Here is a 21166-nt window from a genome sequence, read left to right on the forward strand (position 1 = left end):
GCTTACTCCTACTTCACAACCGGTGGTTCGGTAAACGAATGATATGGCGCAGGGCTCGGAATTTCCCATTCCAGACCTTCAGGTTGTTCCCAAACCTTATCCGTCGCTTTTTCACCTTGTTTGAGAATCACCGTTTTGTAGAGATTCACGATTAAGAATAGTTGGCTTAAACCAAAGATAAAGGCACCTACACTGACAATCGCGTTGAAGTCCGCAAACTGCAATGCATAGTCTGGAATACGACGCGGCATACCTGCTAAGCCGACAAAGTGCATTGGGAAGAACGTGATGTTAACGCCAATGAAGCTCATCCAGAAATGCCATTTACCGAGAGCTTCGTTATACATGCGGCCACACCATTTAGGTAGCCAATAGTAGACGGCAGCCATAATGCTGAATAATGCACCTGGCACCAGAACATAATGGAAGTGGGCCACCACAAAATAAGTATCATGGTATTGGAAATCCGCTGGTGCGATGGCCAGCATCAAACCCGACAAACCACCTATGGTAAATAACACTACAAACGCAATCGCAAACAGCATGGGCGTTTCAAAAGTCATTGAGCCTTTAAACATCGTCGTGACCCAGTTAAAGACTTTTACCCCAGTCGGTACCGCGATCAGCATCGTGCTGTACATGAAGAACAGCTCACCCACCAAAGGCAAGCCAACGGTAAACATATGGTGTGCCCAAACGATGAAGCTCAAGATAGCAATCGACGCTGTCGCCCAAACCATGGAGGTATAACCGAATAGTGGCTTACGACTAAACGTAGAAATAATATGAGAAACAACACCGAAGGCAGGAAGAATCATGATGTATACTTCTGGGTGACCAAAGAACCAGAAAATATGCTGGAACATAACAGGGTCACCACCACCGGCAGCATTGAAGAATGATGTACCGAAGTGAATATCCATCAGCATCATGGTTACCACACCAGCAAGTACTGGCATAACTGCGATCAACAAGAATGCAGTAATTAACCAGGTCCATACGAATAACGGCATCTTCATATACGTCATGCCCGGAGCACGCATATTCACAATCGTAACGATCACGTTTACCGCACCCATGATAGAACTGATACCCATCATGTGAATTGCGAAGATAAAGAAGGTAACGCTAGGTGGAGCGTAATCAGTACTTAACGGCGCATAGAAGGTCCAACCAAAGTTGGGTGCACCGCCTTCCATAAATAAAGTAAACAACAACATACCAAAGGCAAACGGCAGTAGCCAGAAAGACCAGTTATTGATCCTTGGCAATGCCATATCCGGCGCGCCAATCATCATGGGTACAAGCCAGTTTGCCAAGCCAACAAACGCCGGCATGATGGCACCAAATACCATAATCAAACCATGCATGGTGGTCATCTGATTGAAAAAGTTTGGATCAACCAGCTGTAAACCTGGTTGAAAAAGCTCAGCACGAATTACAAAAGCCATAATGCCGCCAATCAAAAGTGCAGCAAGGGCAAACAGCATGTACATGGTGCCAATGTCTTTATGGTTGGTTGTATAAACCCAGCGTAAAAAACCTTTATCTGGGCCGTGATGATGATCCTGTGACATAACGCCCCCTATTTATTCTCTTTAAATTCTTTAACTTCTTTTGGTGATACTGAATCACCCATATCATTACCCCAAGCGTTACGCTCATATGTAACAACAGAGGCGATATCACTCACACTTAGTTGATCACCGAATGCAGCCATCGCAGTACCCTTGGCACCGTTAACGACAATGTCGATGTGTTTAACGATATCGCCTTTTGCAATGGCGCTATCTTTAAGAGCAGGAAAAACAGGAGGCATACCTGAACCATCTGCTTTGTGACACGCAGCGCAGTAGGTACCGTATACTTTTTTACCTTGTTCCATTAATTCGTCAAAACTCATATCACGGACTTCACGAGCGGCTTTCTGTATTGCGGCTTGCTCGGTAATCCACATTTGGTATTCGTCTTTAGGAATTGCTTTTACAACGATTGGCATGAATCCGTGCCCAGCACCACAAAGCTCTGTACATTGACCGCGATAAACACCTGGCTCATCAATAATCGTCCAAGCTTCGTTAATAAAACCTGGGATGGTATCTTTTTTAACGGATAGTTCAGGTACCCACCAGGAGTGGATAACGTCTTCAGCCGTCATTAGGAAGCGGACTTTTGTATTAACAGGAAGAACCAGTGGATTATCGACTTCAAGCAAATAGTTTTCTGATTTATCTTGCTGATTTTCGATTTGTTCTTGAGGTGTGGAAAGATTCGAAAAGAAGTCCACATCATCATTTAAATAGGTATAACGCCATTTCCACTGATAGCCTGTAATTTGCACATCCACTTCTGCTTCGCTGCTATCGTACATATCTATCAATGTACTTGTGGCCGGTACCGCCATACCTATAAGAATAAGAAGTGGAATGATGGTCCAGATAATCTCGACCGTTGTGCTTTCATGAAAATTAGCGGCTTTTGCACCGCGGCTTTTGCGATGATAAATAATACTGTAAAGCATTACCCCAAAGACAATGACTGCAATAACGCAGCAAATATAGAAGATAGTCATGTGCAAACCATGCACACTTTGGCTTATTCGAGTTACCCCTTCCGGCATATTGAGTCCCCATTCGGCAAATGCCGATGGCGCAATCAATAACAAGAGTACAGCATACACCATTCTCACAGGCTTGATCCCCTCACGCAATGAACGTTCGAACGCCTCTAATCGAGTCGTAAAATCTAGCCTTATTGTCAATACACCTTTACTGCTGGTTGCGTTGGCAAACTGCAAGGTACTTCAGAAATTTAGATAATGATTTGTAGAGGTGTCCCTTTTATTTTTATTGTATTGGCTCTTTGAGTATAGCAATAAGGAATAAAAGCAGAAGAGAAACAATTCCACAGGATGCGCCAAGTTTGAGGGATTTGTCATAGAAAAATAAGAAAAAAGACTTAGTCAATTCTAAATTACACCAAGTTCGCCAATCTTAATTACTTTAACGAACTTGGTCTGTCTTATGCATTGTGAGTGTATTTAATTGAGAGCGAACTTCTTTATTGCGCTGAAACTTGGTTACCATTAACTGTATTTCCGTTTTGCGAATTATAATTCGCATTTACATATTCAGAAACAGATACAGTATTGTTTTCATTAGAAATATTAATAGTGATGATTCGTGTTGTGATGCCGGGTTCAAGTTTTACAGTATTCCCCGTGCCAGTAATCGTAAGTTCCGTTAACTCAGTATCCTCAACAATGGTGATCGTATTTGAATCACCGCTGATCACCATTTCTTCGATATCATCATACATATCTAAGATATTACCGGTTCCGGTAAGAGTAAAGTTATAGGTTTCGTCGTCGTTGTCGAAATCATCAATCTCATTATCATAAGAGCGAACGATGTCCTCCGCTTCCCCTTCGTTTTCATCTTCTATTCCCAACTGGCAGGCGGCTAAGTTAAAAATGAAAAATACTAATATCCAAAACTTCATACTCAAACCCATTGCTTAATGGGAGGCTATGCCTCCCGTATATATTTCTTTAATCGTCTTTTCGAATGACTTCAATTGAAGAGACATTTTGGAATCCGCGGGGTAGCTTATTACCACGTCGCCCACGCTCACCTTGATAATGCTCTAAATCAGAAAATTTCATTTTCACATGACGTTTACCGGCATTGACAATCAACATATCGCCTTCCTTCATCAACGAAATGCCAATCAATACCTCGTCTCCAGAAGTACCAAGGTTAATGATTTTATTTCCCTTCCCTTTTGCCATTACAGGTAGATCCGCAACAGGGAACGTCAATAAGCGACCTTCGTTACTTACCGCGACCACCCAATCCTGTTCCACATCAGACACTTTTACGGGACTATGAATTGCCTTATCGTCTGGCTTATTCAGCAAAGCTTTACCTGCTTTATTTTTGCTTACCATGTCTTCGTATTGCGTAATAAAGCCGTAACCCGCCTCACTGGCCATGAGATATTGGTCCTTAGGTTGACCAATTACCATGGTGGATATCTTTTGACCAGAAGCAAGATTAATAGAACCCGTAACAGGTTCGCCATAACCTCGAGCACCTGGTAGACCATGAATATTCACACTATAGGCTCGACCTCCTGTATCCAAGAAGATAGCCTGCTGATTGGTTTTTGCATTGGCTTGAATTAAGAACTTGTCGCCTGACTTATATTGCAAGCCTGTGCCATCGACATCGTGACCTTTAGCTGCGCGTATCCAACCTTTTTCAGACATCACTACCGTAACGGGATCGGCACCCATCAAATCAATTTCAGACAACGCCTGTGCTTCATCACGACTGACAATTGGACTACGACGATCATCACCATAAGTTTCTGCATCGGCCGTGATTTCTTTTTTGACCAAAGTTTTCAAGCGACGTTCGCTACCCAAAGTTTTTTCTAACTGATCGCGCTCTTTACTTAACTCATCTTGCTCACCTTTGATTTTCATTTCTTCAAGCTTGGCGAGATGACGTAATTTCAATTCAAGAATGGCTTCTGCTTGTTTATCACTTAAACCAAATCGTTTAATCAGTTCTTGCTTCGGTTCATCTTCATGGCGAATGATTTCGATCACTTCATCGATATTTAAGAAAGCAACCAATAAACCATCAAGAATATGCAAACGTGCAAGCACTTTATCCAAGCGGTGCTGTAGACGACGTCGCACCGTGGTAATTCGATATTCCAGCCACTCTTTGATGATCATATCCAAGCTTTTCACTTGCGGCAGACCATCAATACCAATCATATTAAGATTTACGCGATAGCTTTTTTCCAGATCCGTAGTTGCAAACAAATGACTCATCAACTGATTCACATCTACACGGTTAGATTTAGGTGTGATCACCAAACGAGTCGGATTTTCGTGATCAGACTCATCACGTAAATCACTCACCATCGGCAGCTTTTTCTTCTGCATTTGATCGGCAATTTGCTCAAGCACTTTGGCGCCACTGGCTTGATGTGGCAACGCCGTTATCACTATATCGCCGTCTTCACGGGTATAGACCGCACGCATTTTCACACTGCCACGACCACTGTGATACATTTTCTGTAAATCGGCTTTTGGTGTAATGATTTCTGCATCGGTGGGGAAATCAGGACCAGGTATATACTGCAGTAGCTCTTCCGTATCGGCCTTTGGGTTATCTAGCATGTGAATACAAGCGTTGGCTACTTCGCGGAGATTGTGCTGAGGAATATCGGTGGCCATCCCCACGGCAATACCAGTAGTACCATTCAATAACACATTAGGTAATCGAGAAGGCAATGTGCAAGGCTCATCCATGGTACCGTCAAAGTTAGGCTGCCAATCGACAGTGCCCTGCCCTAACTCAGAGAGCAGCACCTCAGCATATTTGGTAAGTTTAGATTCGGTATAACGCATGGCAGCGAAGGATTTAGGATCATCCGGAGAACCCCAGTTACCTTGACCATCAACCAATGGGTAGCGATAAGAGAATGATTGTGCCATTAGAACCATGGCTTCATAACAAGCACTATCGCCATGAGGATGGAACTTACCAATAACGTCGCCCACTGTACGAGCCGACTTCTTATACTTGGATCCTGCTTTCAGCCCGAGTTCGCTCATGGCATACACAATACGGCGCTGAACAGGCTTCAAACCGTCACCGATGTGAGGTAACGCCCGATCCATGATGACGTACATGGAATAATTCAGGTAAGCATTCTCGGTGTAATCACGCAGGCTCTGGCGTTCTACGCCATCTTCTCCGATCACAATATCATTCATATTATTCTCTACTCCAATTCTCTACCCAAGCAGTGATAAATCTTCTTGGACCGATATCGCGTTTGCGGTCAGTATAACAACATTTAGCAGGCTTCGTGCATCACTTTGCTTGCACCAGTTCTAATAATCAAAGCCCTCATCATTACAACGATTGTAAGCCTGCAGGTAACGGGCACAAGAGCAAAACCGATTGTTATTTTTGTACTCCAGTATGTTACTTTATACGTACAAGCATAAATGCTTCGCCTATAAGGGATATCCATGAGCGACTCTCAGACAAGCAAACGCTGGTTACCTGAGCACCTCTATACTCAGGCACAAAAGCCCAGGCGCGTGGGCATCGAAATCGAACTTGCGGGTCTACAACCCGACACCATTTTGTCTATCATTCAATCATTGTTTGGCGGTCAAATTGAGCATAGACATAGCTTTTGCTATGAGATTACTGATTCCCGTAGCGGTAAGTTCAAGCTTGAGCTCGACGCTCAAATGCTACAAAAGATTGACCTGAATTTTGATCCAGAATTCCAAGCGATCACAGATCAAGCAATGAAATGGATTCAACAAGCAGCAGAGTGGATTGTGCCGTGGGAAATCGTTTGCCCGCCGATAGAAATTAAAAAGCTGACGGATTTAGAAAAGTTATTCACTGAGTTACGCAATGCCGGCGCTAAAGGCACTTACCATGCTACTCAGTTTGCTTTTGGTCTGCATCTAAACCCAGAACTTCCTGACCATTCTTCGCAGACCATCACTCGCTATCTGCAAAGCTTTTTATGCCTTTATGATTGGATATACGCAAAAGAACGCATCGATGTGGTTCGCAAAGTCGCGCCCTTTATAAAGCATTTCCCTCATGATTATATTATTCGCGTTTTAGCGTGTGACTATAAACCGGATATGAATCAGTTAATGGACGACTACCTACTGGATAACCCAACGCGTAATCGTACTTTGGATTTGTTACCTCTATTTACTCATATAAATGAAACTCGAATTCGCAGCACTTTACCCCATGAGAAAATTAATGCGCGACCCACTTTGCATTATCGATTACCAAACTGCGATATCGACAACCCAGAATGGGGGCTACACAAACCATGGGGGCTCTGGTTGGCCGTCGAAGCATTAGCACACAATGCAGAGCTACTTCAGCAATTTAGAAGAGATTATATAAAGGAAATATCGCGACTGGGGCACTTTGCTGATCACAAGTGGGTGGACTATTGTGACCAAGAACTAAGCAAAGCGAAAATAGTATGAGCGATCATTGTTTAGTCATTGTTACTGGACCGAGAAAACGCTTTCCAATAGGTTGGTGGGCAACACGCTTTAGCCTGATGTTATGTGGCGTCCGCTGCCAGTATGTGACAAAGCTAGAGGAACTTCCCAACGAACCCATTCATGGCGTCATCATTGGCGGCGGTGACGATATTGATCCACAACACTATGGTGAAGACGGTGACGCCAAAGGAGATTATGATGGCCATCGAGATGCATTAGAAATGGAAGTTGTACGACAAGCATTAATTGCACGCGTTCCCATCATGGGAATTTGTCGGGGGGCCCAGCTCATCAACGTGGTTTTGGGTGGCAATCTCTATGGAGATATTCGACCTCTTCGCCGTCGTACACGCAACCGCAGCACGATTTTTCCGAATAAACAGGCCCACCTTTTAAAAGACACCCAGTTAACCCAGTTGGCTAAGCGCTCGCCGATCATGATTAATCAATTGCACCATCAGGCAATAAAGCAAGTAGCGGACCCATTGAAAGTCAGTGCCCGTGATAATGACAATTTCATTCAATCAGTGGAAACCCATGAACCCAGTTTTATTTTGGGAGTGCAATGGCATCCTGAATATTTACCTTACTTGAAACAACAAAGAAAAATTTTTTCTCACTTTTGCAAGCAGGTGAGGCTTTCACAGAAGGAATGGATAACTGAGAGCTAATAAAAAAGGCCCAACACCAAGAAGATGTGAGCCTTTTTAAGCACTTAGTTATTCAATGTGTCGGCTTTATCTTCTATTTTATCAGTAGCTTCCTCTACCATTTCTTTGGCTTCATCCATTGCCTCTTGAGCCTTCTCTTGAGCTGCCGCTGAACCGTCTTTGACCGTTTGCTTGGCTTCGTTCATTGCCTGATCCACTTGAGCACCCGCTTTTTCTGCGGGACCTTCCTGCTCAGCACAAGCCATGGTTAACAACAGTGCACTTAAGACTACACAGAACTTCGCTATTCTCATCTTTGTCTCTCCTTTGCTCTTGGATAGGTTCATTCACTACTTAAAGAACCAGCTGTTTACCAGCGCTATAGATTAGCTTCTCAACATAACAGCCTAATACATTGATTGCTTACACCTTATCTTTGCGATGATTTCTTAAATTTCAATGTCTGCTTTGTTGCCTTTGGACTCCAACCAAGTTTTTCGGTCGGCAGAGCGTTTCTTGGCCAATAAAAGGTCCATCATTTCGTTCGTATCATCACCCTCTTCAATCGATAACTGAACTAGGCGTCGAGTGTCTGGGTCCATAGTCGTTTCGCGCAATTGCAATGGGTTCATTTCACCCAAACCTTTAAAGCGCTGAACGTTAATCTTGCCTTTTTTCTTTTCCGCCTGGATGCGGTCTAGAACACCAGCGCGTTCCGCCTCATCAAGCGCGTAATAAACATCCTTACCCACATCAATTCGATAAAGTGGCGGCATAGCCACATAGACATGACCTGCTCGCACCAACGCTGGGAAATGTTTAACAAATAACGCACATAATAGTGTGGCGATATGTAATCCATCACTGTCCGCATCCGCCAAAATACAAATTTTTCCATAACGCAGATTACTTAAATCATCACTTCCAGGATCCATACCAAGAGCAACTGATATGTCGTGAATTTCTTGGCTAGCCAAGACTTCCGTACTAGCCACTTCCCAGCTATTCAGAATTTTACCGCGTAGCGGCATAATCGCTTGGTTATCTCGACTACGAGCTTGCTTTGCCGAACCACCAGCGGAATCACCTTCCACCAAAAATAATTCGGAATATGCGGGATCATTGCTTGCACAGTCGGCCAATTTACCCGGCAAAGCAGGCCCTTGAGTAACTTTTTTACGCACCACTTTTTTAGCACTACGCATTCGACGCTGAGCATTGCTAATGACCATCTCGGCAATGCGCTCACCTAAAGATGAATGTTCATTTAACCAAAGGCTGAAACTATCTTTTACTACACCACTAACAAATGCAGCCGCTTCTCGACTTGATAGGCGCTCTTTGGTTTGCCCAGAAAATTGTGGATCGGCTAACTTAGCACTCAAAACAAACGCAACTTTATCCCAAACATCATCAGGTGTGAGTTTCACTCCCCGCGGAAGTAAGTTACGGAACTCGCAAAATTCTCGAAGAGCCTCTAATAAACCAGTTCGCAAGCCATTAACGTGTGTACCTCCTTGAGCAGTTGGAATCAAATTAACGTAGCTTTCCATTAATTGCTCGCCACCTTCAGGCAGCCATTGTACCGCCCAGTCTACGGCTTCAGTATTGCCTGACATAGAACCTTCGAACGGTTCTTGCGGAAGTGTTTCATATCCCTTTGTGGATTCGGTTAAATAATCAATCAATCCATCTTCGTAAAACCATTTTTCATTGTCGTCCTTGTTTCCATGATTAATAAACTCAATGGTCAAACCTGGACACAAAACAGCTTTGGCTCTAAGCACATGTTTTAAACGAGGAACGCTGAATTTATGACTATCGAAATACTTCGCATCAGGCAGGAACCGGACAGTCGTGCCTGTGTCTTTCTTACGTTTGGTTTCGCCAATCTTTTCTAAATCAATGGCCTTCTCACCGTCTTGAAAAGCGATACGCATAATCTCGCCGTTGCGATGAATGGTCACTTCTAATGCTTTTGACAACGCATTTACAACGGACACACCTACACCGTGCAAACCACCACTGAATTGATAATTATCGTTACTAAACTTACCACCTGCGTGGAGCTTAGTTAGAATCAGCTCAACGCCACTCACGCCGTGCTCAGGATGAATATCCGTGGGCATACCTCGACCATTATCGGTAACAGCCAGAGACTGATCGGCAAATAACTCGATAGTGATATGGTTACAATGACCTGCCAATGCCTCGTCCACAGAATTATCAATCACTTCTTGGGCAAGGTGGTTGGGTCGAGTGGTTTCCGTATACATACCCGGACGTTTACGTACTGGGTCTAGACCACTTAATACTTCAATAGATTGTGCAGTGTAATTACTCATTAATCACAAACTCTTAATAATGCTGACAGTCATTTTATAGTTATTTCTCAATGCAACGCTCATCATGGCTAATAGGGCATTTGCATAAAATTCATTACAGCTGGTAAACGCTGTTGGAAATTACTGTAACTATGGTCACCTCCATATTCTATTATGCAAGGACCATTGCGATATTTATCACATGCTAGACGATAATCCAGTGTTTCGTCATGGGTCTGTACCATGAGGAAATGACGCTGAGGCTGAGCTAGAGCTGGGGTATCCAAGGCCTTTAGCTCATCCATATAGTCTTCTGTAACGACGAAACGCTCGCCATTGTACAGGTTTTCATTCTCTCCTAGATAGTCTCTGAGTAGCTCATAAGGCTTGACCGCTGGGTTAATCAGCACGCAACGCCCTCCAAAGCGCTCCACCAAATAACTAGCAAAATACCCTCCTAAACTACTACCAATAACCAATGTCGATGCTGGCCCTACTTCATCTAACAATTGCTCGTAAATAAATTGGGCTTGATCCATAGCCGCTTGCGGTGCAGGTGACAATTGAGGAATATGCAAATTTTGCTGGTTTTGGTGATCTTCAAAAAACATCTGTGTTTGCTGGGCCTTCGACGATTGCGGTCCACTTTTAAAGCCATGCAAATATAAGCAACGCAACTGCTCAGGAATCATAGGCAAGCACTTTCCCAATTCGTAATAACTGCACTAGCATACTGTGCTCTGGATCGACTGCGCAAGCCGGTGTGTGTTGGATTGCTGGTACAGCAATAAATATGAACTATGATTAGAGGGTCAAAACTACAAAAGAGCTTAACGAATTTAATCTTTCTGAAAACAATTTACACGTAACCAGCGGCCTTACCAATACACGAAGCAAAGAACTAATCGATGCTTTTAACAAAGGTTTAGAAGAGATCAGAGTCAATGGAACTTTTAACAAGCTACTGAAGCGGTATAACTTAAAGTAATACAAAAACAAAAAAGCCTTTGCCGAGGCAAAGGCTTTTTCTCGCGGCAAGGCTAGCTTATTTTTGTAGCCAGCCGTTTACTTCTTCGATGTCTGTCGCAGACAACTGACCTGCCGCCTGACGGAATTTCAATAAATCCAATACGTAGTCATATCGTGCGAATTCATAATCTCGCTGGGCACTGAATACCGCTAGCTGAGCCTGCAACACTTCAACAATATTACGCGTACCCACTTCATAGCCTGTTTGCGTGGCTTCCATAGCGCTCTGCGCACTAGTTTGAGCTTGCTTACGAGCTTTGATACGTGCCACATCCGCTTCAAGTTGGCGATACAAGGAGCGAATAGTTAGGCTAGCCCCGCGCTCTGCTGCCTCAAGACTTTTTTCTGCTGCCTGACGCTGGTAGTAGGCTTGTTTCTGACCTGCCCAAGTCGCGCCGCCTGCAAACAATGGCATTTCGAGCTGCACACCCACATAGGTAGACGTCACATCCTCACCGGGCGCACTTTGACTCAAATCACTGTTTTCCACCTGATACGATCCAACCAAGTTAACACTTGGACCATGTTCAGAGATTTTCGATTTGTGATTGCGCTCTGCCGCCAATTGGGCCTTTTGTGCAATCAATACATCCAAGTTTTGGCCCAGCGCTTTTTGCTCCCAATGGGTGCGATCTTGCGGTACTGGACCTGTTAATGGCAATTGATCTTGCAGGGTGCTGATGCGGTCATAACGCTCACCCGTTAACAATGCCAAGGATTCATAAGCGATATCTAATTGACTCTCCGCAGCAATAAGCTCAACGGTGGCACTATCGTAAATAGCCTGAGCTTCATGAACCTCTGTGATCGCAATCAAGCCAACCTTAAAACGCTGCTGAGTTTGCTCAAGCTGACGTTTTACAGCAGCTTCTTGGGCTTTAGCCGCGGCTAAACTTGCATTGGCACGCAACACATCGAAATAGGCTTCAGATATGCGAACGACCAAACTCTGCTCCGCTTTACGTAATTCTAGCTCAGCTTGATCAGTGGTTGCGCTGGCAGCACCGTAACTATACCACGAAGCCGGCGCAATCAGTGTTTGACTGAGCTGGATGCCATAACTGGTGCTATCCCCATCACGATCAGTACCGTTAACTTCTACCGTTGTATTGCCGGTTTCCGCAGTGAGGTTAATAGTCGGAAGCACAGCTTGACGAGCCAAGCCTTCACTTTGCGCATTGGCATTGGCCGACGCAATTTCCGCTGCGAGCTGTGGATCGTTCATAAGCGCTTGCTCAAAAACGTTTTTCAAATCTGTAGCATGTGTCACCATGGATCCGGTGGACAGCGCGACAGTGACGAACAGGCTTTTAATCAAGCCTGTTTTCGGGAAACTTACTGGTTTTTTCATGACACATCCTGTAAAAGCGAGTCGCATTAATAATAGGCAGGGATTCTAACCACATATGACGCAGACGGGAAGGCTATATTAGAAACCCCTAAAGTAACATATTGTTGCACCTACGATACAAACACTTCTTTACAATTACCACTGTTAATTTTTTGAGGACGTGAATGAGTAATTTATCGCCCGACTTCCATCACCACGACTGGCAACAGATCAAGAAAGAAACCAGCTTCGATGGCTTTTTTAAAGTCAGTACGCTAACTCTGAAGCACAGACTATTCAGAGGTGGTTGGAGCCAAGAAATTCTACGAGAGCGTTTTGATAGAGGCCCCGCAGTTGGAGTCCTAATGCATGATCCGATCAGAGATAAAATTGTATTGACTCAACAGTTTCGTGTTGGCGCTATCGAGGAAGTCAGTCCTTGGGTATTCGAAGTCGTGGCAGGTATGATCGAAAAAGGCGAAACCCCTGAATCCGTCGCTATACGTGAAGCCAAAGAGGAAAGCGGCGCCGATATTCAAGCACTCACCCCTATATGCCAATATCTAGTCAGTCCCGGCGGTACCGATGAAAAAATGCATATGTTCTACACTCAAGTAGATGCAGACACCATCGAGGGTATTCATGGCCTTGATAGCGAAGCAGAAGACATAAAAATCCACAAGATACCAACCCAAGAAGCGTTTGCCTGCGTAAGGGATGGACGAATCAATAACGCAGCGACCGTCATTGCACTGCAGTGGCTGGAGCTTCAAATGATAAAGGGAACGCTTTAAGTTGGCCAAGGTTCACCCAAAACACTATGTCCCAGATCTAACCAGTATGGCCAGCATTTGCGAGGCTAACTACTTACGCCTGCTACGACTATTGCCGGATATGCAGAGTGGCAAGGGACGTAAAGTGAAACTTGTCGGTGGTCCTAAGCACGAAACTCAAATAGTGTTCACCGTAACTGAATCCTTTAAGTACACTCTAACGATCGAAGTAAAGCAAACGTCAGCTCTGCATAACTTCTTACGGTCCCCTTCCATGGAGGTGCGCCTCTATGATGATGTGCATATGGCCGAGGTCGTGCGCTATGACAATTACCACAAATTTAATGGCGTTTATCACTATCCCAATGAGTTCATGCACCACCCAAATGAAAAACAGCAGATCAACGAGTTCTTGGGTGAATGGCTAGAACATTGTTTGCAACATGGAGAAGCTGATATTAGCCTCGATTTCGTGCCAAATAACGTCAAAATGTGACTCGAGCCCTAGAACTGACTAAGCTGTTACTTATATAGTGCCAATTTAGAATTTGTAACCCAGTTTCAGTTATCATAGGGGTTACCAAGTAAATAGGCGATTACTTCGCCCACGGACGGGTTAGGAAGAACAGCAGCATGCAGAAATTTATTCAAATCACTGATAGCCACCTTTTCAGTACCAAACCAGGCAAACTACTGGGTATGGATACACAGTACAGCCTTGACGCCGTATTGGAAAAACTAAGAGACGAGCACTGTGATTATGATTTCTATTTGTGCACCGGTGACTTAAGCCAAGACGGCACCGTAGAAAGCTACCAACACCTAAAGAACACACTAGCCAAAGATGGCAAACCGCAGCACTGGATTCCAGGCAATCATGATCATCGCCCTAATATGGTCCAAGTGGCCAGTGAAGAAGTAGAGATGAAACCAGTATTTCGCGCTGGTGCTTGGCAAATAATCATGCTCGACAGCCAAGTACCAGGGGCCGTGGGTGGTAATTTTTCTGAATCTCAACTGCAACTTTTGCGCGATGCACTCGACGCGGACTCTGGAAGCCCAACCCTGGTAACAATGCACCATCACCCTATCGCCATGGAGTGTGATTGGCTAGATACTCAGCAAATACGTAATAGCCAAGCATTTCGTGACATCATTGATCAGTATGACAATGTAAAGGTGGTGCTTTGGGGGCATGTTCACCAGGACAGCGACCAGCTCATTAATGGTGTTCGCTTTATTTCAACTCCTTCAACCTGTGTGCAATTTACCCCAGAATCTGAAGATTTCGATGTAGATACTTGTGGCCCCGGCTACCGCTGGATGGAGCTTCATGACGACGGCTCCATTAAGACGGGGGTCAGTCGTGTTGAACACATTGATTTTGAAATCGATTACAGTGTTAAGGGCTACTAAACGCCTCAGCCTTCTCCATTAAACTGTTCTTGAATGAGTGCCAGCACTTCCTGCTTGGCCCCTTTGTTGGCCTCAACTACAGCCATTGCTTGTTTCCCCATATCCAAACGAAGCTGCTTAGATTCCAGCAAAGACAAGAGTTGTTGAGGCAAGTCTTGCTCTGATACGGTTTGCAATCCACCTGCCGCCTGAAGCTGCTCACATATGACTGCAAAGTTAAATTGGCTAGGGCCCATGATAACGGGAACAGATAACGCCGCAGGTTCCAATGGATTATGACCTCCATTTTCAACAAAACTGCCTCCCATGACACAAACGTCACTGGCAGCCAAGAATAGCAATAGCTCACCCATGGTATCCACCAGCATGACATGTGTTTCTAAACCGGCCATGCCTTGGGTACGACGCTGTAAATTCAATTCCCTGTTATTTATTGATTCAGCAACATTATTAAAGCGTTCTGGATGACGAGGCACAAGTATTAATAAAGGGTCTAATAGTTTTTTCTTCAACTGGACAAAGGCGTCTAGGGCAATTTCATCTTCCCCTTGGTGAGTACTGGCAACACAGATCACCGGGCGCGTTTCTCCCCATTGGGCGCGCAGCTGTTCACCTTGCTCGATGATGCTCATATCCACATCCAGATCGAATTTAATACTTCCAGTAACATGCATTTTTTCAGCTGGCATGCCCAACTGCTTAAAACGTTGAGCATCCTTATCATTTTGCACGGCTAAACGATCAATATTATTGAGCATTTGCCGCGTTAAATTCGGAAACTTGCTGTACCCCTTCGCACTTTTCTCACTCAAGCGGGCATTAACAACGAGTACGTTGCAATTTTTACTCTTCGCACAATGCAATAAATTGGGCCAAAGCTCGGTTTCCAAAATAACCAGCTGCCGTGGCTTCAGGCGCTTTAGAAATGCGCCTAATAGAAGTGGTATGTCATAAGGCAAATAACAATGAAAAACGCGTTTTCCCATAACGTCCGCAAAACGACTTTGAACCTGCTCGCTGCCCGTTGGTGTAGTCGTTGTTATGACTATGGGTAGATCTGGATAGCGATCCATTACAGCTTTAATAACAGGCGTCGCCGCGATGAATTCACCTACGCTAACGGTATGAAACCAAATTCCATGTTGCGCATTGCTACCGAGACTGACTAAACCAAATCGCTCAAGCCAACGCTGTCGGTAGGCAGGAGCCTGTCGCCCGCGCAACCACAAACGGACTAAGATCGCAGGCAATATTAAAATAAACAAAGCGGTGTAGAAAAATCTGGCCATGGAACTCTTGAATATAAATAAAAAGGAGCATTCTAACATTAAGGGACGTATTTGCTCGGCATTTACCTCCGAGTAACACAATTTGTGACTCAGGGTTTACTGCCAGCTATGGCTCGTCATGGTACTATAAGAGCTCTTTCGAGTTTGTTACCGGTTGTATAAATGACGTTATCCATTCCACAATTTGATCAAGCAAAAGTTTTGGTAGTTGGTGATGTAATGCTTGACCGCTATTGGAGCGGCCCCACATCTCGCATTAGTCCCGAGGCGCCAGTGCCCGTGGTAAAAGTAACGGATATTGAGGATCGCGCCGGCGGAGCGGGTAATGTTGCTCTCAATATCGCAAGTCTTAATGCTTATGCGGGCCTCATTGGCTTAGTCGGAAACGACAATAATGCCAAAGCTCTAGTTGAGTCATTGCAACATAATCATATTCAAACACAATTTAGTTATATCGATAGCCACCCCACCATCACCAAATTGCGGGTATTAAGTCGCCATCAGCAACTGATTCGATTGGACTTCGAGGAGAGCTTTGGCGAGGTCGATAACGGCGACATGCTAGAGCAATATCAAACTCTATTACCTGAATATGATGTCATCATCTTAAGTGATTATGGTAAAGGGGCTCTGCATAATGTGGAGGCCTTTATCGAACTAGGTAGAAATGCAGGAAAAACCGTATTAGTTGATCCAAAAGGAACCGATTTTTCAAAATATCGAGGCGCCAGTTTGATTACACCGAACATGTCCGAGTTTGAGGGTGTCGTCGGTACGTGCAAAGACGAAGCAGATGTCGTATCCAAAGGTTTTGCATTACTCGAAGAACTTAACTTACAAGCCCTATTGGTAACCCGCAGTGAAAAAGGCATGACGCTGTTTCAAAAGAATCAACAACCGGTTCACCTGGCCGCCACTGCACAAGAAGTATATGACGTCACAGGTGCCGGAGATACCGTCATCAGCGTTTTGGCCAGTGCATTAGCGGCAGGACAAAGCTATACACAAGCCACCGCCCTTGCCAATACTGCCGCCGCCCTTGTAGTGGCTAAGTTAGGAACAGCAACGGTCAGCGTCGCCGAACTTCGTCAGGCCGCAAAAGCCGACGCAGTCGCCCATGACGGTATTGTTGATGAGGAACAATTAAAACAAATCATACTCTCAGCTAAAGCTGAAGGTGAAACCTTGGTTATGACCAATGGCTGTTTTGATATTCTGCACCCTGGCCACGTAAGTTACTTAAAAGCGGCAAAAGCATTAGGTGATAAACTTATTGTCGCTGTGAACACCGATGATTCGGTGCGTCGCCTAAAAGGTCCTGATCGTCCAATTAACTCAACTGAGCATCGTATGGATGTATTGGCTGGCTTATCTAGTGTGGACTACGTTGTAGCTTTCTCCGAAGATACACCTCAGCGATTAATCGCCAACCTGTTACCTGACATTCTAGTGAAAGGCGGTGACTATAAAATTGAAGATATCGCTGGCGGGCAAGAGGTCATTTCTAATGGCGGTGAAGTGAAAGTACTGAACTTTGAAGAGGGTTGCAGTACAACGAATATTATCAACAGCATCAAGCAGCACGGAAAATAATAACAAAATGGGTAAGCAATTAAATCGCATCGAAGATGTGAGACTGCTAAAAACCGAATACCTGCACCCAAAGTATTGGGGAGTTTGGGCGTTCATTGGTTTTCTATGGTTTGCCAGTCTATTTCCCTTTGCAGTGCAATGGAGAATAAGCCAAGGCTTGGCTTGGCTTACCTACAACCTAGCAAAAAGTCGTCGCCACATTGCTGAAGTCAATATTGATCTTTGCTTTCCAGAATTATCCAGTGTGGAAAAGACAGCACTGGTTAAGCAAACCTTTCATGAAAACATGCAAGGTTATTTGGATAGCGGTACCGCTTGGTTTCGTGACTACCGCCGCTTCAAACCTGACATCATCATTAAAGGTAAAGAGCACTTGGATGCCGCCCAGCAAAAAGGGCAAGGCGTCATACTCGCAGGCGCACATTTCAGCATCTTAGATTTAGCAGGCGCACTAACCAGTTTAGTTTGCCCACTAAATGTAACCTATCGACCATTAGACAATAAACTAATGAACGCAGTGATGATGCGCGGTCGCTATCGTTTTGTCGATAATGCGTACCATAAAAAAGACGTTAAAGGTTTTATTAGCTGTTTGAAGCGAGGTGAAATTCTTTGGTATGCACCAGATCAAGATTATGGACGGCGACATTCAGTTTTTGCACCCTTGTTTGGACGTGACGCAGCGACAGTCACAGGATTAACATTTTTAAGTGACAGCGGTGATGCCCAGATCATTCCTTACAGTTATCATCGTAGCGGAAAAGGGCAAATATTTACGCTTGAGTTTTATCCGCCCTTGCCTAAAACTGGCAGCGAAGAGGCCGACGCTAGCAACTACAATGTATGGTTAGAAACGGTAATTCGCCGCTACCCAGCTCAGTATTTGTGGTTGCACAAACGCTTTAAAACACAAAAAGACCCTGAACAACCCAATCCTTACAAGTCTAGAGGTCATTCTTAATGGTGGTAAAACGCTATTTAGATGCACAGGCCCGCTATCTTGCAACAGCCAGCCGACTGCTGGGAAACCTTAGGCAGGAGAAGCGTGAAACCCAAGAAATGATGCAGACCTTTTTCCAGTTGCTGACACAAAAGCTTCCACAAGGTCGACGTCCCGATGAAGCAGAGATTAAAGCCGCATTAGAGCAACTAAAAGACGTTCATAAAATGGCGGGATTATTTCTCATAGCACTAACACCCGGAAGTGTCATTACTTTTCCGGCCTTGTGTGCGCTAGGTCGACGCTATGGTATTGAGTTGTTACCAAGCGCCTTTCAGAAAGGGGACGAAACCGAAGTTGAGATTTTAGAACAAGTCATCCTGAACGAAATAAGACATAAACGCGACGATCCCCTTTCACAATCAAACGACCAAGATACAAAGCTCAAACAATAAAAACAATTTGTTACCCACAGCTATTTGCACACACGATCTCGTGAGCATATCGTAGCGACTATGAGATGCTTTATATGTTCACGAACCGTATTCTTAGATAAACGCTTGGTTTCCATTGTGGAAGGTAAAGCCGTACATAAAGCATGCTTGGTCAATTACCAACGGAACCAAAAAAACTTTAAAGGATTAAACTTAGAGTTATTATCTGATACAGATCTGGCATTTTTACGTTATAGCGCAGAAGCCATCCTCGAACAGCGTGTTAGCGCTAAACGCAAGCAAGTAGACTCAAAAAAAGCTTAAGCGTTTATATAAATACGCGATGGCCGCAAAGGCATTCTCGTCATAAGCTCATAGCCAATAGTACCACTATAGTGAGCGACTTCATTGATAGGCAAGTCTTTACCCCAACAAATCACGTCATCACCGATATTGACAGACCCTACATCGGTTACATCTACAGTAATCATATCCATACTGACGCGGCCAGCCAATTTGCAACGCTGATTGTTTACTAAAATTGGAGTACCATTTTTTGCATGCCTTGGGTAGCCATCTCCATAGCCAACAGTAACGGTGGCAATACGACTATCTCGCTGAGCTATCCATGTTTTGCCGTAGCCAACAGCCTCTCCTTTTTTTACATTTCGTACACTGATCACTTTTGATTGCAAAGTCATAACCGATTGCAGAGTTTTATCATTGTGTTGCGGTAACTCAAAAGGGCTTGCACCGTACAACATGAAGCCTGGTCGATTCCAACTGCCATGGGCTTGCGGCCAAGCCATTACACCTGCGCTATTACATAAGCTAGTGAGACATCCCAAGCCAGATATAGCCTCATTAAAACAATCGATTTGTTCTTTAACGAAGGCATCGCCTTCAACATCTGCCGTAGCAAAATGAGTAGCAACGACGATCTCGTCGTGAACAATAGAAGTGCTTTTTAGCTTTTGATAAATAGCGGCAATTTCAAACGGCATGAAACCTAAACGGTGCATACCTGAATCCATTTTCAACCAGCACTTTAGAGGCTTACAAATAAGTTTTTTATGCTCGCATTGTTCAATAAACGCTAAATGATTGTGGTTTTCAATCATCAACCAGAATTCATGCTCGCTAGCAATTTGCACCTCACCAAAACTAAACGGCCCCTCTAATAAAAGTATCGGTTTCCTGATACCCCCTTCGCGTAACTCAATAGCCTCATCAATACTGGCTACAGCAAAAGCTGGAACAATCGGCTCAAGTGCTTTTGCACAGGGCACGGCACCATGCCCATATGCATTCGCCTTTACTACCGCGATTGATTGCGATTGTGGGGCAAGAGAATCCGCTAGGCGATAGTTCGAACGCAGCGCTTCTAGGTCAATAATCGCTTGAGTAGGTCGACTCATAACAACTGTCTCTACTAATAATCGTGTTTATGCTGCGTATATAGGGTTTGTGCTGCTAGCCAAGTGTCACCGATTTCTCCGTTCCCAACGGGTTTACCATCAATTTCGATCACGGGTGCAATCTCTTTACTGGAACTCGTTAACCAAACCTCGTCAGCAGACATAACCTCTTCCATACTGACATTGCGCTCTTCAATTTTTATATCGCTATGTTTTCGCAAAATATCTAGCAACATATGACGGGTAATACCCGGTAGTAATTGGTGATCCAAAGGAGGCGTGATCACAACACCGTCTTTGACAATATACGCATTACAAGCGCTGCCTTCCGTCAGATTATTTTCGGCATTAAACAAAATTGTTTCGTTATATCCTTGGCCATGACCGTGTTGAAAGTGCATCACATTACCAAGCAATGCAGTCGATTTTATATTGCACCGCTGCCAGCGTAAGTCTTGAGTGGTTGCAACTCTATAACCTTTGACCTTGGATTTATCAGGAATATTAGCGGCAGGAATATCAAATGCAAATGCATACACAGTCGGTTCAACATTATCAGGGTAGGCATGGAAACGTTTTTCATCGGCACCTCGACTTACATGCAAATACAAACCGAGATTGCCGTTCCCATTTTTTTCAATTAATTGTTGGCAAATGGATTGCCACTGTTCATGACTCCAATTAAATTGTATGCCGATCATTTCGAGACCCTGATTCATTCGATCAATATGCGGCCCGAAACCTACCAACTTACCATCATATGATGGAATCACTTCATAAATACCATCACCAAAAAGAAAACCCCGATCCATTGGCGATATTTTTGCCTCTTCCATTGGCATGAATTCATTATTTAGAAAAACAATACTCATAACTATATCCTGCAATC

20 protein-coding genes are annotated in these 21166 nt (G+C 44.3%); 9 read left to right on the plus strand and 11 right to left on the minus strand.

Annotated elements, in window-relative coordinates; translation table 11 throughout:
* Positions 1–8: 8 nt before the first annotated feature.
* From ctaD to parC, 4 genes are all read right to left on the minus strand, one after another.
* The gene (gene ctaD, locus HF888_RS15085) at positions 9–1577 is read right to left on the minus strand and encodes a cytochrome c oxidase subunit I (RefSeq protein WP_007018192.1); all 1569 of its coding nucleotides are present in this window, start codon (positions 1575–1577) and stop codon (positions 9–11) included.
* 8 nt (positions 1578–1585) lie between these two features.
* Positions 1586–2797 (minus strand): cytochrome c oxidase subunit II, encoded by a 1212-nt coding sequence (gene coxB / locus HF888_RS15090; RefSeq protein ID WP_007018193.1) that lies wholly within the window; start codon positions 2795–2797, stop codon positions 1586–1588.
* Positions 2798–3060: 263 nt separating this feature from the next.
* Positions 3061–3501 carry a DUF3060 domain-containing protein gene (locus HF888_RS15095; RefSeq protein ID WP_007018194.1) on the minus strand — a complete coding sequence of 147 codons (441 nt, stop codon included), beginning with the start codon at positions 3499–3501 and terminating at the stop codon, positions 3061–3063.
* A gap of 49 nt (positions 3502–3550) precedes the next feature.
* The gene (parC, locus tag HF888_RS15100; RefSeq protein ID WP_007018195.1) at positions 3551–5797 is read right to left on the minus strand and encodes a DNA topoisomerase IV subunit A; all 2247 of its coding nucleotides are present in this window, start codon (positions 5795–5797) and stop codon (positions 3551–3553) included.
* Between the two features lie 261 nt (positions 5798–6058).
* Here parC and HF888_RS15105 point away from each other — a divergent pair, with 261 nt between their 5' ends.
* Both HF888_RS15105 and HF888_RS15110 read left to right on the plus strand, forming a co-directional pair.
* Positions 6059–7060, plus strand: a complete 1002-nt coding sequence (locus HF888_RS15105) for an amidoligase family protein (RefSeq protein WP_007018196.1) — start codon at positions 6059–6061, stop codon at positions 7058–7060.
* Entirely contained in the window at positions 7057–7752 is a 696-nt protein-coding gene (locus HF888_RS15110; RefSeq protein ID WP_007018197.1) for a gamma-glutamyl-gamma-aminobutyrate hydrolase family protein, read from the plus strand. The genes HF888_RS15105 and HF888_RS15110 overlap by 4 nt, the downstream gene beginning before the upstream one ends.
* Positions 7753–7796: 44 nt before the next feature.
* Here HF888_RS15110 and HF888_RS15115 read toward each other — a convergent pair whose 3' ends face one another.
* The 4 genes from HF888_RS15115 to HF888_RS15130 form a co-directional block, all read right to left on the minus strand.
* A complete protein-coding gene (locus HF888_RS15115; protein ID WP_007018198.1) occupies positions 7797–8045 on the minus strand; it encodes a hypothetical protein in 249 nt (82 codons plus the stop codon).
* Between the two features lie 135 nt (positions 8046–8180).
* Complete coding sequence (gene parE / locus HF888_RS15120; RefSeq protein ID WP_007018199.1) at positions 8181–10076, minus strand: DNA topoisomerase IV subunit B; 1896 nt, start codon at positions 10074–10076, stop codon at positions 8181–8183.
* Between the two features lie 68 nt (positions 10077–10144).
* Entirely contained in the window at positions 10145–10747 is a 603-nt protein-coding gene (locus HF888_RS15125) for a YqiA/YcfP family alpha/beta fold hydrolase (RefSeq protein WP_007018200.1), read from the minus strand.
* 353 nt (positions 10748–11100) lie between these two features.
* Entirely contained in the window at positions 11101–12435 is a 1335-nt protein-coding gene (locus HF888_RS15130) for a TolC family outer membrane protein (RefSeq protein ID WP_007018201.1), read from the minus strand.
* A 164-nt stretch (positions 12436–12599) separates the two neighbouring features.
* Between HF888_RS15130 and HF888_RS15135 the strand changes: the two genes are divergently transcribed.
* The 3 genes from HF888_RS15135 to cpdA all read left to right on the plus strand — a co-directional run bounded on the left by HF888_RS15135 (position 12600) and on the right by cpdA (position 14603).
* Complete coding sequence (locus HF888_RS15135) at positions 12600–13208, plus strand: NUDIX domain-containing protein (protein WP_007018202.1); 609 nt, start codon at positions 12600–12602, stop codon at positions 13206–13208.
* A 1-nt stretch (position 13209) separates the two neighbouring features.
* A complete protein-coding gene (locus tag HF888_RS15140; protein ID WP_007018203.1) occupies positions 13210–13683 on the plus strand; it encodes a DUF1249 domain-containing protein in 474 nt (157 codons plus the stop codon).
* Between the two features lie 137 nt (positions 13684–13820).
* The gene (gene cpdA, locus HF888_RS15145) at positions 13821–14603 is read left to right on the plus strand and encodes a 3',5'-cyclic-AMP phosphodiesterase (RefSeq protein ID WP_007018204.1); all 783 of its coding nucleotides are present in this window, start codon (positions 13821–13823) and stop codon (positions 14601–14603) included.
* Positions 14604–14608: 5 nt separating this feature from the next.
* Here the strand turns inward: cpdA and waaA are convergent, their stop codons facing one another.
* The gene (gene waaA / locus HF888_RS15150) at positions 14609–15892 is read right to left on the minus strand and encodes a lipid IV(A) 3-deoxy-D-manno-octulosonic acid transferase (protein WP_040297891.1); all 1284 of its coding nucleotides are present in this window, start codon (positions 15890–15892) and stop codon (positions 14609–14611) included.
* Between the two features lie 162 nt (positions 15893–16054).
* On the opposite strand from waaA, the gene hldE reads away from it, so the two are divergent.
* From hldE to HF888_RS15170, 4 genes are read left to right on the plus strand one after another with little or no spacing between them, the layout of a single operon-like run.
* Positions 16055–17485, plus strand: coding sequence for a bifunctional D-glycero-beta-D-manno-heptose-7-phosphate kinase/D-glycero-beta-D-manno-heptose 1-phosphate adenylyltransferase HldE (gene hldE, locus HF888_RS15155; RefSeq protein WP_007018206.1), 1431 nt, complete (start codon positions 16055–16057; stop codon positions 17483–17485).
* 7 nt (positions 17486–17492) lie between these two features.
* Positions 17493–18446 carry an LpxL/LpxP family acyltransferase gene (locus tag HF888_RS15160; protein ID WP_007018207.1) on the plus strand — a complete coding sequence of 318 codons (954 nt, stop codon included), beginning with the start codon at positions 17493–17495 and terminating at the stop codon, positions 18444–18446.
* Positions 18446–18880 carry a hypothetical protein gene (locus HF888_RS15165; RefSeq protein WP_007018208.1) on the plus strand — a complete coding sequence of 145 codons (435 nt, stop codon included), beginning with the start codon at positions 18446–18448 and terminating at the stop codon, positions 18878–18880. Before HF888_RS15160 ends, HF888_RS15165 begins: the two co-directional genes overlap by 1 nt.
* A gap of 60 nt (positions 18881–18940) precedes the next feature.
* A complete protein-coding gene (locus HF888_RS15170) occupies positions 18941–19183 on the plus strand; it encodes a hypothetical protein (protein WP_007018209.1) in 243 nt (80 codons plus the stop codon).
* On the opposite strand, the gene alr is transcribed toward HF888_RS15170, so the two are convergent.
* Together alr and HF888_RS15180 are read right to left on the minus strand one after the other, a co-directional pair.
* A complete protein-coding gene (gene alr / locus HF888_RS15175) occupies positions 19180–20277 on the minus strand; it encodes an alanine racemase (protein ID WP_007018210.1) in 1098 nt (365 codons plus the stop codon). The two genes, HF888_RS15170 and alr, sit on opposite strands and share 4 nt — an antisense overlap.
* Before the next feature lie 14 nt (positions 20278–20291).
* Positions 20292–21149 (minus strand): D-amino acid aminotransferase, encoded by an 858-nt coding sequence (locus HF888_RS15180; RefSeq protein WP_007018211.1) that lies wholly within the window; start codon positions 21147–21149, stop codon positions 20292–20294.
* Between the last annotated feature and the right edge of the window lie 17 nt (positions 21150–21166).

Source organism: Bermanella marisrubri (assembly GCF_012295615.1).
GTDB classification, from domain to species: Bacteria; Pseudomonadota; Gammaproteobacteria; order Pseudomonadales; family Oceanobacteraceae; genus Bermanella; species Bermanella marisrubri.

What these genes read in the sequence shown, in the direction of transcription:
- cpdA (WP_007018204.1), top strand. Translation starts at nt 13,821, where the DNA reads ATGCAGAAATTTATTCAAATCACTGATAGCCACCTTTTCAGTACCAAA.
- hldE (WP_007018206.1), top strand. Translation starts at nt 16,055, where the DNA reads ATGACGTTATCCATTCCACAATTTGATCAAGCAAAAGTTTTGGTAGTT.
- waaA (WP_040297891.1), bottom strand. Translation starts at nt 15,892, where the DNA reads ATGGCCAGATTTTTCTACACCGCTTTGTTTATTTTAATATTGCCTGCG.
- HF888_RS15135 (WP_007018202.1), top strand. Translation starts at nt 12,600, where the DNA reads ATGAGTAATTTATCGCCCGACTTCCATCACCACGACTGGCAACAGATC.
- HF888_RS15115 (WP_007018198.1), bottom strand. Translation starts at nt 8,045, where the DNA reads ATGAGAATAGCGAAGTTCTGTGTAGTCTTAAGTGCACTGTTGTTAACC.
- HF888_RS15180 (WP_007018211.1), bottom strand. Translation starts at nt 21,149, where the DNA reads ATGAGTATTGTTTTTCTAAATAATGAATTCATGCCAATGGAAGAGGCA.
- HF888_RS15110 (WP_007018197.1), top strand. Translation starts at nt 7,057, where the DNA reads ATGAGCGATCATTGTTTAGTCATTGTTACTGGACCGAGAAAACGCTTT.
- ctaD (WP_007018192.1), bottom strand. Translation starts at nt 1,577, where the DNA reads ATGTCACAGGATCATCATCACGGCCCAGATAAAGGTTTTTTACGCTGG.
- HF888_RS15130 (WP_007018201.1), bottom strand. Translation starts at nt 12,435, where the DNA reads ATGAAAAAACCAGTAAGTTTCCCGAAAACAGGCTTGATTAAAAGCCTG.
- HF888_RS15095 (WP_007018194.1), bottom strand. Translation starts at nt 3,501, where the DNA reads ATGAAGTTTTGGATATTAGTATTTTTCATTTTTAACTTAGCCGCCTGC.
- HF888_RS15160 (WP_007018207.1), top strand. Translation starts at nt 17,493, where the DNA reads ATGGGTAAGCAATTAAATCGCATCGAAGATGTGAGACTGCTAAAAACC.
- parE (WP_007018199.1), bottom strand. Translation starts at nt 10,076, where the DNA reads ATGAGTAATTACACTGCACAATCTATTGAAGTATTAAGTGGTCTAGAC.
- alr (WP_007018210.1), bottom strand. Translation starts at nt 20,277, where the DNA reads ATGAGTCGACCTACTCAAGCGATTATTGACCTAGAAGCGCTGCGTTCG.
- HF888_RS15170 (WP_007018209.1), top strand. Translation starts at nt 18,941, where the DNA reads ATGAGATGCTTTATATGTTCACGAACCGTATTCTTAGATAAACGCTTG.
- HF888_RS15105 (WP_007018196.1), top strand. Translation starts at nt 6,059, where the DNA reads ATGAGCGACTCTCAGACAAGCAAACGCTGGTTACCTGAGCACCTCTAT.
- HF888_RS15125 (WP_007018200.1), bottom strand. Translation starts at nt 10,747, where the DNA reads ATGATTCCTGAGCAGTTGCGTTGCTTATATTTGCATGGCTTTAAAAGT.
- parC (WP_007018195.1), bottom strand. Translation starts at nt 5,797, where the DNA reads ATGAATGATATTGTGATCGGAGAAGATGGCGTAGAACGCCAGAGCCTG.
- HF888_RS15165 (WP_007018208.1), top strand. Translation starts at nt 18,446, where the DNA reads ATGGTGGTAAAACGCTATTTAGATGCACAGGCCCGCTATCTTGCAACA.